8 protein-coding genes and 3 pseudogenes are annotated in these 10,914 nt (G+C 54.4%); 5 read left to right on the forward strand and 6 right to left on the reverse strand.

What is annotated here, in order from left to right; genetic code table 11:
• Window position 1 precedes the first annotated feature (1 nt).
• Window positions 2–961: a SphA family protein gene (locus J3P76_RS10515; protein WP_434701878.1), complete on the forward strand. Its 960-nt coding sequence runs from the start codon at window positions 2–4 to the stop codon at window positions 959–961.
• A gap of 190 nt (window positions 962–1,151) precedes the next feature.
• On the opposite strand, the pseudogene J3P76_RS10520 reads toward J3P76_RS10515, so the two are convergent.
• Window positions 1,152–1,349: pseudogene (locus J3P76_RS10520) on the reverse strand (TolC family protein); the annotation flags it as partial.
• 39 nt (window positions 1,350–1,388) lie between these two features.
• On the opposite strand from J3P76_RS10520, the gene J3P76_RS10525 reads away from it, so the two are divergent.
• From J3P76_RS10525 to J3P76_RS10535, 3 genes and pseudogenes are all read left to right on the forward strand, one after another.
• Window positions 1,389–1,556 (forward strand): hypothetical protein, encoded by a 168-nt coding sequence (locus tag J3P76_RS10525; protein WP_434702027.1) that lies wholly within the window; start codon window positions 1,389–1,391, stop codon window positions 1,554–1,556.
• A 57-nt stretch (window positions 1,557–1,613) separates the two neighbouring features.
• The gene (locus J3P76_RS10530; protein ID WP_434701879.1) at window positions 1,614–2,036 is read left to right on the forward strand and encodes a calcium-binding protein; all 423 of its coding nucleotides are present in this window, start codon (window positions 1,614–1,616) and stop codon (window positions 2,034–2,036) included.
• Between the two features lie 659 nt (window positions 2,037–2,695).
• Window positions 2,696–3,020: pseudogene (locus J3P76_RS10535) on the forward strand (2,4-dienoyl-CoA reductase); the annotation flags it as partial.
• Window positions 3,021–3,164: 144 nt separating this feature from the next.
• Here the strand turns inward: J3P76_RS10535 and J3P76_RS10540 are convergent.
• From J3P76_RS10540 to J3P76_RS10560, 5 genes and pseudogenes are all read right to left on the reverse strand, one after another.
• Window positions 3,165–4,061 carry a LysR family transcriptional regulator gene (locus tag J3P76_RS10540; RefSeq protein ID WP_434701880.1) on the reverse strand — a complete coding sequence of 299 codons (897 nt, stop codon included), beginning with the start codon at window positions 4,059–4,061 and terminating at the stop codon, window positions 3,165–3,167.
• Window positions 4,062–4,219: 158 nt separating this feature from the next.
• The gene (locus J3P76_RS10545) at window positions 4,220–5,212 is read right to left on the reverse strand and encodes a zinc-dependent alcohol dehydrogenase family protein (protein WP_434701881.1); all 993 of its coding nucleotides are present in this window, start codon (window positions 5,210–5,212) and stop codon (window positions 4,220–4,222) included.
• 176 nt (window positions 5,213–5,388) lie between these two features.
• On the reverse strand, window positions 5,389–6,375 hold the full coding sequence (locus J3P76_RS10550) for an MBL fold metallo-hydrolase (RefSeq protein WP_434701882.1): 987 nt from the start codon (window positions 6,373–6,375) through the stop codon (window positions 5,389–5,391).
• A 1,267-nt stretch (window positions 6,376–7,642) separates the two neighbouring features.
• Window positions 7,643–8,257 (reverse strand): endonuclease/exonuclease/phosphatase family protein, encoded by a 615-nt coding sequence (locus J3P76_RS10555; RefSeq protein ID WP_434702028.1) that lies wholly within the window; start codon window positions 8,255–8,257, stop codon window positions 7,643–7,645.
• Between the two features lie 658 nt (window positions 8,258–8,915).
• Window positions 8,916–9,065, reverse strand: a pseudogene (locus J3P76_RS10560) (zincin-like metallopeptidase domain-containing protein); the annotation flags it as partial.
• Window positions 9,066–9,200: 135 nt separating this feature from the next.
• Between J3P76_RS10560 and J3P76_RS10565 the strand changes: the two are divergent.
• Window positions 9,201–10,904 carry a ShlB/FhaC/HecB family hemolysin secretion/activation protein gene (locus J3P76_RS10565; RefSeq protein ID WP_434702029.1) on the forward strand — a complete coding sequence of 568 codons (1,704 nt, stop codon included), beginning with the start codon at window positions 9,201–9,203 and terminating at the stop codon, window positions 10,902–10,904.
• Window positions 10,905–10,914 lie beyond the last annotated feature (10 nt).

The following is a 10,914-nucleotide window of genomic DNA, read 5'->3' on the forward strand; positions in this document are numbered from 1 at the left end:
TATGTACTGCGCCAAGCGAATTTCAGAAATTACTTCCACCGCTGCGATATTGATTATTTCATTAAATGTGAATGCCGCAGAATCAATCTCCCCCGCAGGGCCTATCGGAGGAACCGATATACGATCCGCATTACTTCCTCCGCCGGGTAACTACGGCGCTGCTGTCACGGGCGGTATGAATATTGATAAGTGGTATTCGTCCGGCGGGGAATCAATGGATGCGGATGGGCATGTCTACTTTGCTGGTACAGGATTGCTGCACGTCTATAACCAGACCTTTCTGTCTGGAACTATCGCTTCCAGTCTCTACCTGGGGGCGTTAGAAACTTGCTTCGGTATTTCCAAAGTGTCCTGTGACTCAGGTATTCAAGACATCTACTCTGATGTGTTCGCCTGGAGTCTGTTTAACCCGTCGAAAAATTTCTCACCTGATAGCCCCATACCCTATGGCACAGCGTATTGGGTCGGACTTGGCTTGAATATTCCAACCGGAGATTTCAAGAAGGACCGAGTGCCCAACGTAGGTTCTAATTTTTACACTCTTTCGCCAAACGTAGGCATCACACATACCATGCCCAGCATTTTACCCAAAGGGGCAGGGGACGCTACAGAGCTAAGTGCGAGGCTCTTCTTTAATTACTATACTGAAAACCCTAATACTGATTACCAGTCGGGCTATGTCGTAAGCCTGGATTTTGCGGGCACTCAACGTAGTGGATCATGGCAGTACGGTATTACGGGGACCGCCTATAAGCAGCTTAGTGATGACACGCTCAATGGCGAGCATTTGGGCAATGGCGGCAATCGCGCTGCGTTACTCAGCGTGGGTCCATTGCTGGCCTATGATTTCAAAATTGATGGTAAACCATACAATTTGATGGCCAAGTTCCTCACCTCGGCTTGGGGGGAAAATACTACCGGGGTAAGTGGTCTGACACTTCGTTTGGTAACCGAATTTTAAAGCGTTATCCAGTTATTGAATTTCACGCGACGTTTAAATGGACCTGCTGAAAATTTTTCTGAGTGATGCAGGCTCTTACGCAGGCGGCGGTACATTGCCGCCGAAAAATCGTTCCTGAACGTATTGGTCTTCCTTTCTACGGTATAGGGATATGAGTTTCAGGCAGCTATCCCATCGTCCGACGGCGATATCATTCTTGCAGAGTCCTTGACCCGATACGCCCACCTGATGCTTCCCGCTGCCAGCCACCACCCAGTGCCTTGAACGTGGCCGCGGCCGCTTGAGCCGACTAGGTTTGCGCCTGGGCCCTGGCATCGGAGGCCACCAGAAGATATTCATCCGCATCCAGCACTTCGATCAGGCTGACCACGCCTTTTTCATAGGCGATACCAGCGCAGGTGTGGTTACCCACAACGCCCTTGAGCGTGTGGAGTTTGCTGATGGCACATTCTGGACTTCTGCGGATATTGCCGCGACGGGGTTGAGCCAAGTCGGCACAGCAACTGTAGAGACCCTAACCGGTTGGTCCGGCAATGACATCATTCATGGTGGGGACGGCAACGACACCCTGTCAGGCGGCGCAGGCGCCAACTAGCTTTACGGCGATCCCGGGGACGACATCATCACGGTTGCTACCGCCTCAAAGGGAAACATGGTTGGCGGTACCGGTAATGACACCATGATCGGTGGTTACTACGCCGACACCTACGTGTTCAACCTGGGAGATGGTAAAGACGTTGTTACAGACGACGATGGTGGCTACGTCGCGACTGATACTGTTGCATTCGGAGCAGACCTAAATCCTCAGGATTTGTGGTTTAGCCGTAGCGGTTCGAACATGGAAATCCGAGTCACTGGGGCTACTGATCAAGTGACAGTCAACAATTGGTACCAAGGCACGGCTAACCAGATTGAGGTCTTCGAAATGGCCGACGGCAAAGGTCTTTTGAACAGTCAGGTTCAGAACCTTGTCGACAAGATGGCATCGTTCGGAGTGCCACCGGGAGCTGAAACGAGTCTTACTATAGATCAACCTGCACAACTAGATTTGGTACTGGCTGTGAACTGGAAATAGCGTTCTCGAGGTGTTTAAGTAGTTCTTCCAACAGTCGTTCTGAACTAGCTCTCCTGCGTGGGTTTACTCTCAGCGGGCGAGGAACAGCCGCTGTGATACGTTAAAAAATAGGCTTCAGCCTCTTTTTTAATCCGTTTCCCTGCCCTTTCAAACAACCCCCAGATTTCTAGCCTCTAGCCCGCGCTGTCGGCGTGCCTGCTGATCGCCGTAATTCTATACTGAATCTGAGCAACTGATGTCTGACCTGGGCTGAGTAGGGCAAAACATGCCGGATGGAAGCGGCTAACAATGGCTTTTACACACTCTGGCCGCTCTGCCACTCATGGTGACAAGCCGTGTTGGTCAAAACCGAATGCATTCGTTGGTCAGAACGAATGCAAATGACCGGTCAGGTTAAATGCAAACAGGTGGTCAAGTGGAGCGTAATTTCGCAGTTATGGGGGCGAAATGCAGGCTCAGGCGTATCAGCTTATCGAGGATTGGTTGAGCTCTGCGGATGAGCTAGATGTGGATCTGATTTTCACTGCTCCATAAAATCGTTTTCAGATGCGCTTGTCAGGCGTGAGACCACAGTTTTGAATTTAGGAGCGCCCTCTAACGCATCGTTAAGGCTTGGGTATTTTCCATCGACCTCGACCCGCACCATATGGTACCCATACGTGATGGCCACTGGCGGCATACGTCGATGTCCGGTTGCCGAGAGCGTCGTGCAGAGCGGTGTCGACATGGTGGGCATCGGAACCGCGTTGGCCATCGATCCTTACCTGCCGCGTGACTGGCTACAGGGCAAAGAACGCCCCGCAATTGCCGCCGATCACTTGGAAAAACAAGACCCTTGCGGCCTTGGCGAACATGGCGGTCGTGAAGTTTCAGTTGCACAAACTGAGGCGGGCTAAAAAGCCCGATCCGAGCGTGTCGCCGTTGCGCGCGCTGATCCTGCAACAGCTCGCCCTGGCATTTCGCACGCGTCAGTATCGGCGTTAGGTGGAGATGCGTTCGATGTGAGTTGATGTTTATTCAAAGCTTGATGAGCCAAGGGGGAGGCCACTTTTGATGTTGAACTGCAATGGGATACGATTCAATTGGAAATGACTGCTTCCTAGCAGCCAACACCGATGGGGCCGCGCGCTAAGGCAGTTTTTCTTGGAACAACGCACTTACCCACTCGACGAATACCCGCACATTGGGTGAGAGATGACGGCGATCTGGAAACAACACGGAAACGGTCTTCGGCTCGACTGGAACATCCGGCAGAACCTCCACCAGACGTCCGCTATCGATGTATCGCTGCAACGCCGGGCGCAGCCCTTGCACCATCCCAATCCCCGCCAATGCGCAGTAAAGCAAAGCCTCAGCGTTATCGACGACAATGCCGCTGCGCATCTTCACATTAATAGCGTTACCGTTGGCCCTGAAGCGCCAGGGCATGATCTGGCGGCGCTGTTCAACCATGAAATTGACTGCCAAGTGCGCCTGCAAATCATCCAGCGTATCTGGTAAACCATGTTTCTTTATGTAGGCGGGAGCCGCGCAGGTCACCAAAGTTACCTCGCCGATACGTTTGGCAATCAGGCTCGAATCATCCAGATCACCTAGCCGCACGGAACAATCGATGCCTTCTGCGATAAGGTCGTTCAGGTTGTCAGTGGCTCCCAAAGATATTTCCAGGCCAGGGTAACGCTCCAGGAACTCGGGCAGTCGCGGGATTATGACCGCGTGACCGAGTACGGTCTGCATGTCGATCCTGAGCTTGCCTCGCGGCGGACGAGTCGGCGAAAACGAGTCCAGTGTGTCTGCTAGTTCAGCGAGTAATTTCCGGCTGCGGTCATAGAATTCATCGCCAGCTGGCGTGGTGTTCACTCTACGCGTGGTGCGGTGTAACAGCTGCACGCCCAATTCGCGCTCAAGATTCTGGATGTTCTTAGAGAGCGCCGGGCGATGAACATTGAGCGCCTCGGCCGCTTTGGTGTAGCTGCCATGCTCAACCACTGCCACGAACATTTGCATGGCTTCAATCAGGTTCATCGTCAATCTCCATCTACCTGCGCATCGGGCCAGACCTACTCTGCATGATGATAGCGAAGCCGGGCTGCCTCTCTCTTAGGCACCAAAAAAAGCCCTCATGGCTTGAGGGTAGGCAGCGATGGCGTACGGCAGCCAAACTGACTGCCGCAGCATTTTACTCAGTCGACCACTACGACGATTTTGCCGATTTGCGCATTCGATTCCATTCGGCGGTGTGCTGCCGCGATGTCAGTAAGCGGGAAGACCTGGTCGATGACGGGCTTGAGTTGGCCGCCTGCCAAGCCTTTGGTAACGAACGCCTTGGCATTGGCCAGCTTTTGCATATCCATGGTGATTTCGAATAGCTCGTAGCCGCGCACGGTCAGATGCTTGCCAAGAATGTCAAAGACTGGAACCGGGATATCGCGATGATCCAGGGCGCCGTATTGGAAGAAGATTCCCGTGTTGGCCATAGACTTAATCAGTTTGGTTGCCTCGGGGCCACCAACGGGGTCGAAAACAATACGCGCACCTTTGCCACGAGTGATCGCTGCCACCTCGGCAATCAGATCTTCTTCCTGAGTGGCGATGACATGTTTTGCACCCGCATTCAGCAATGCCTGACGTTTGGCACTTGTGCGGGTAAGGGCCACCGGGATGGCTCCTTGCATATTGGCGATCTGGATCGCTGCCAGCCCGACACTGCTCGATGCAGCCGGAATCAGCACGGTTTCACCAGCCTGTAGATTTCCGTACTCAATCAACGCGCCGTACGCAGTGACAAACATCATCCAGCTGGCCGCTGCCTCCACGAAGCTGAGATTGGACGGATGCTTGACGACAGCATGCGCAGGCGCATTGACCACCTCACCATACATGCCGTAATCAGCGAAGGAGAACGCCGGCACGACACTTACTACGTCACCAGGAACAACGTCGCGGACGTCACTGCCAACCGCGCGGACAATCCCGGCCGCTTCATAGCCCAGCTTCGCCGGGAACTGGGGCTCGATCACATACTGCCCCGTGCGGTACATGATTTCAGCACGGTTCAGGCCGATGGCTTTGACTTCGATCTGAACCTCGCCGCTTTTCGGCTCCGGTACTGCGACTTCATCGAGGGTCAGAACATCAGCGTCACCAGTACGGTGAAATTGGACAACCTTGGACATGGCACACCTCATTAACGGCTACTTCTGAAAAGATATGCTAATGCTACTGACCTTCTTGCCTGTGAAAGAGCGCTGATGGCTCATAGATTGGTACTCAAAAAGAACCAATACCAGGCCGGTAGGCAATAAAAAGGCCACGGAGATACCATGGCCTTTTTCACTCCGCGGGCGCCTATTCAGGGTTCAAAGGTAACAGGGTTTCGGTACTCAACGGGCACCCAGCTGTAGCCTTTTTCTTCTTTACGCAGATGCCCAATACCAGGAAAAGGCAAGTGAGCCGCGGCCACAAACCAGCGCTCCCTGGCAGCCTCAGCGAACAGCCGTGTGCGAGATGCAACGGCGGCTTTGGGATCGACGTCCACCGCGATGGTTACTTCCGGATGCGGCAATTGCACAGAATGCACATGCACAATGTCGCCCCAAAGCAGCAGCTTTTCGTCTCCCGAACTGAGCAGGTACGACGTGTGGCCAGGGGTGTGACCATTTGACGGCACGACCTGAATTCCTGGGGTGATGGAGTCTCCCTCATTAAAGGTTTTGAATTTTCCTACATCTGAATAAGGTGAAATTGCATCGCGCGCCATCTTGAAGAACGGGCGCTGCTCCTCAGGCAACGAGCCCTCCTGCTTTACGTCGAGCCAGTACTTCGCATCTCGGTCTGCGGCCCAGACGGTTGCGTTAGTAAAGGCTCGTTTGCCGCCTGGCAGCGTCACCCCGCAGGCATGATCAGGATGCATATGCGTCAGCAGCACTGCATCAACCTCTTCGGGCCTATAACCGGCAGCACGGATGTTGTCGACCATCCGCCCCATGGTGGGGCCGAAGCAATCAGACGAACCCGAGTCGATAAGCACCAGCTGTTTCCCGTCATCGACAAGAAAGGCATTGACCGCCGTCTGTACGAACGGAGCCGCCTTCTGATACTCACGCAGGATGTGCTCGTGGATCTTTTCCTGCGACATGCCCGCGAGATGCTTCGGGTTCAGATCGATATAGCCGTCGTATACAGCAGTCACAGTGGTGTTGCCGACCATCTGTCGGTAAAAGCCGACTGACTGCTGATGTTGGTTGGCTGGAGCTGCGAGTGCAGCCTGCGATGCGACAGTCATAACCGCTATGATGCCGAGCGTTTTCAGACGCGGCGGTAGATTCAGTGTACCCATGACGAACTCCACAATCAGGCACTATTGCCTGATGCGAAATCGTATGGGCGCGCAAAGTACAGACCCATAGCGTCAACGGAATCAGATTGGTAAGCAAAACCGACACATTCGAACGAAGGAAGGCTATGAAGAGGCATGACATATTGTCTTCAGTGAGGCGGCAAGATGTGTCGCGCTCTACTTGATTGTTCAGGGCCAGAAATTCTTCCAGACGCGCTTTTAGCACTTCTGTGGGTCGCTTTCCGGTATTCAAGCGGCAGGTCATGGCAAACCGGGCAGCATGTTGGAGGCGGCTAAACGGTCGGCCGTGAATCACACCAAGGCAAGACGATGGTTTGCAGGAGCATCTGGGGCAGGTGAGGTGGTGACAGGGAGCGACATGAGCATGGCGACGTCCTGCAATCTTCGGTGCTGCAAGATTGCTTTACGGGGGCGACAGCATATGTCGCTGGACTTCGATGTCTCCTACAGCCCTACGACAGAGATCGTGTCTCTGTGGCGGATGTCAGAAATTTTTACTAGGTCGGCGTGTATGGGCGGTGTGAGATTGTTTGCCGTCCGATCTGGCTGTGGGTCGAATCAAATAGCGTAGCCCGAAGCACCCCCTGTTTGGACCATGATACCCTTCAAGAACAAGTCCAGAATTAAGTCTTTTCCTGCCCCGGCAAGAAAAGAAACCCCTTTAAATTTAAAAGGGTCAGAAGCCAGGTGCGAGTCTCGTTTCCCGCTCCAATTATTTTTCTATAGGCTTCCACTGAAGTATGTAGAAAGCAAAAAAAGAGGCTTCGGCCTCTTTTTTCGTTCCAGTAAAGTCCATTCTGATACATAAATAGCCACGTTTTTTCAGTACATTATTTAGTACATCAATTCGACACTTTGATAATTCAGTTTTTAGAGCTGCTTGGCGCTCTGAAAACCGTACAACACTTCTTCATTCATATGAAATAGACGATCCGCGTCGCCTTGAGCGCAATGCCAAACTGTTGCCCTCGGAAAGCACTCTCTTAGCGCTCTTTTAGCGTGGATGTGATGCAATTCCTCGGTCCAAGGGGAGCTGCCTGAGGATCTGACGTTGTGGTGCGCTGGCAGCGTCAATCAATGTCGAGCTGGGTTATATCACTCGAACCATCGCTCAGGGCAGGTGCATGCGCTCCATCGTCACATTGATCTCCTTTATATTTGAATGTCTGGAGCGGAACCGAGACCAAGTCGCAACGGCTAGGGGCCGCGAAGGCTAACCGATAGCTAGCAATTAGCTCCAAAGCGCTCAAATATCTAGATCTACCCACACAGCAGCATGGTCGGACCCCGCATTTTCTTTCTTGATGATTTCCGGGTAGGTCTCCCAGCGTACCGGTCTTGAACCTGGCCACATTCCCTTGCGGTAAACCCCACCAGCTTTTACCTTCAGAAAGAGTTCCGGCGACAGCAGTAGATAGTCAATTTTGTTGGTTGCTGTGCACGAGCCGTATGTTCCCGGATAACCGCCGTCATCGAAACGCTTGTGAGTGAATGCATCCTTCAGCGTCGTATCTCCAAGGAGCGGCTTCAATGCGTCGCTGTCCGGCGTGTCGTTCAAGTCACCTACAACGGCGACATATTGTTCGCCTTGCTCAATCAAAGAGTTATAGATTTCCTTCACTCGACTGGCTTGGGCAAGTCTTCTTTTGGCCGAGTCAGAGAGGCTGCCGTAGCCTTTGCTTTTGAAGTGATTGACTAACAACACCAATCGGAGACCGGATGGCATTGCCAGATAAAACTCTGGGCAATCTCTCGAAAAAATCAGGGGACCGGCGTCCACGATCATCCACATGGCTGCGCATGGTTCCAATTGGAAAGCCTGCGCACGCGGCCACACCGACATCAATGCCGCGCTCGTCATTGCCGTCAATCAGCATCACGTGGCTGAACGGGTCACCGCCTAGCCCACCGATGATCTCAGTGTTGAAGTCGCGTAGCGCTGGTCTGCTTTCTGCTTCTACCACCGCCAGTACATCGGCTTTCAAATCAATCATGACCCTGGCGGTGTTACGCATGGCTTCCTCGTCAACAGGCGCCTGAACCAATTCCAGCGAGCCGACCCAATCGGATCGCCCATTGGCAACAATTGTTATTTCCCCGTTGCGGGATCGTTTGACCAAGCTGCCGCGATTTTGTCGAAGCAAGGTGAAAGGTCCTTGGTCTGAGCGGCTAAGTCCTAGCTCGCCTAGTAAACGCACCATGAGTCGCTTATCCGCTGCTGAATAGGTTTCTTGACTCAGCAATCCATTGAGTTTTGCGAAGCGCTCCAATGTCGGTTTACCTTCTGCCCATCCGTCAAGGTTCATTATTGCGGCGCGGTTGAAGAGGTTTTCGACGTTGTACGTGGCAAGTCTCATTGGCAGTCCTTGGGCGTACGCAGTGCCCTGGCATTTTTAGGTTGAGACCAGCTTTACATCGAGTGGTGACGTTGAGATGAATGCGCCTGACGCTTATTCACGCATGACGGTGAAACGAACGCCTTGTTGATGACTTCCCTGGAGTAGTCGGTTTGAACCCACGGAATATCTTGCGCCTTCACGCTTCCCCCGAGCCTGGTGTCCGGTCCAGTGCCTCAGCTTGTGAAGTGTGGTGGCGTAGTATCCACCTTGATCGTGAAGTTGCGCTTTTGTTGGTAGTTGGATGAGATCCCTGATTGGGTGGTAAAGGCTTCGTTGGAGCACAGATTGGCTTTTTTTCGGCTAGAACCGAAATAAATATTTCACGCAACTGTAATTGAAGTTATCAGGCAAATGCCTAGCATGCCTTTCCGTCGTGATATCAAAAAGCCACGACCAGGGATGATCATGTGTTTACTTGTCGTAGCTAGGTTGTGTCTAGCGCTGCTGTGCCTTTCTCCACTCTCGCTGGCTCACGCCGCCCCCACGCCAGGCGACACGGACTTGATCCGCGAACGCCAGAATCGCTTGCTTGAAGAGCAGCGCCGTCGCCTGGAGGAACTCAAGGACCTGCCCGGCAAGGAGGCCAAGCCGACACAGCCGACAGCACCTGCCGATACCCGTTGCTTCCCCATCAAGACCATCGAACTCAAGGGAGCCGACAGTCTTTCCGCCGGCGAACGTGAGCACCTGCTCAAGCCTTACATCGACCAATGCCTGGGCGTGCCGCAGCTCAACGAGTTGCTTAAGGTCATCACCGACCACTACATCGAAAAAGGCCTGGTCACCAGCCGCGCTTATCTGCCGCAACAAGACCTGTCCAGCGGGCATTTGAGCGTGTTGGTGGTGGAAGGGCGGCTCGAAGGCCTCAAGGGCGCCGAGAACAGCAAACTGTCGGACCGCGAGTTGGCGATGGCCTTTCCCGGCAAGGCCGGTGACTGGGTCAACCTGCGGGAGATCGAGCAGATGGTCGATCAGCTCAATCGCCTGCCGTCGAATCAGGCAAAGATGGAGCTGACTCCCGGCCAGAACGTCGGCGGCAGTGAGGTGCGCGTTACCAACGAACCGAAAAAGCCTTGGCGCGCCGGACTGTCGCGCAGCAACGACGGCCAGCGCAGCACCGGCGAGCAGCAGTGGGGCAGCAGTTTCGAGTGGGACAGCCCGTTGGGCCTGGCCGATCAGTTGATGTTGCGCGGCGGTCACGACGCGATGACCGACCACCAGCACACCTCCCGCAACGCCATGCTCTATTACAACCTGCCGTTTGGCTGGTGGAACGTCAGTTACACCTACAGCCAGAGCGAGTACCGCTCGCAGATCCCGGCCAACGGATTCAACTTCAAGCAGACCGGCGACAGCCAGAACCATCAGTTGCGGGTCGAGCGGGTGATCCATCGCGACGCCCTGAGCAAGACCTCCCTCAACACGGGCCTGGCGTACCTGCGCACCAACAACTTCATCGAAGACAGCAAGCTGGCGGTGAGCAGCAATCGGCTCAGCGAAGCCCAGTTCGGCATCAACCATGGCCGGCGGGTTGGCAATGCTTTCGTCAACCTGGACCTGGGCATGCAAGAGGGTATCGGCGCCTTCGATGCCCAGGGCGACAACGATCCGGGCCCCGGCCAGGCTGATGCCCGTTACCGCAAATACACCGCCACCGCCAGTTACCTGCAACCGTTCCAGGTGTGGGGCGAATCCTTCAGCTTCAGCAGCCTGATGACCGGCCAGAGCAGTGAAGACGTGCTGTTCAGCCCGCAGCGCATGAGTCTGGGCGGGCAATCGTCGATTCGTGGCTACAAGGATCAGTCGCTGTCCGGCGACAGCGGCGGCTATTGGCGCAACGACCTACGCTGGAGCCGCCCGGTGACGCTGGAGTGGCTGCGCCCGGTGTTCGCCGAATACGGCACCAGCCTAGGTTATGACCAGGGCGTGATTCGTGGCGATCGCTACAACGGCGATCAGCATGGGCGCATGTCGAGCAACTCGCTGGAACTGTTCGCCCGTGGTGAGCACCTGAGCGCCAGCGTCATCTTCGCCCACTCCCTGGAACGCCCGGATGCCCTGACCGAGCGCGAGGCGCCGATCTACTTCCGCGTGGATGTATCCATCTAATTTTTGCTGC

Source organism: Pseudomonas sp. D1-36, from assembly GCF_051132205.1.
Lineage (GTDB): Bacteria > Pseudomonadota > Gammaproteobacteria > Pseudomonadales > Pseudomonadaceae > Aquipseudomonas.

Coding starts and splice junctions, on each gene's coding strand:
- J3P76_RS10550 (WP_434701882.1), bottom strand. CDS start 6,375: ATGGGTACACTGAATCTACCGCCGCGTCTGAAAACGCTCGGCATCATA.
- J3P76_RS10540 (WP_434701880.1), bottom strand. CDS start 4,061: ATGAACCTGATTGAAGCCATGCAAATGTTCGTGGCAGTGGTTGAGCAT.
- J3P76_RS10515 (WP_434701878.1), top strand. CDS start 2: ATGTACTGCGCCAAGCGAATTTCAGAAATTACTTCCACCGCTGCGATA.
- J3P76_RS10530 (WP_434701879.1), top strand. CDS start 1,614: ATGGTTGGCGGTACCGGTAATGACACCATGATCGGTGGTTACTACGCC.
- J3P76_RS10555 (WP_434702028.1), bottom strand. CDS start 8,257: ATGACGAGCGCGGCATTGATGTCGGTGTGGCCGCGTGCGCAGGCTTTC.
- J3P76_RS10565 (WP_434702029.1), top strand. CDS start 9,201: ATGTGTTTACTTGTCGTAGCTAGGTTGTGTCTAGCGCTGCTGTGCCTT.
- J3P76_RS10545 (WP_434701881.1), bottom strand. CDS start 5,212: ATGTCCAAGGTTGTCCAATTTCACCGTACTGGTGACGCTGATGTTCTG.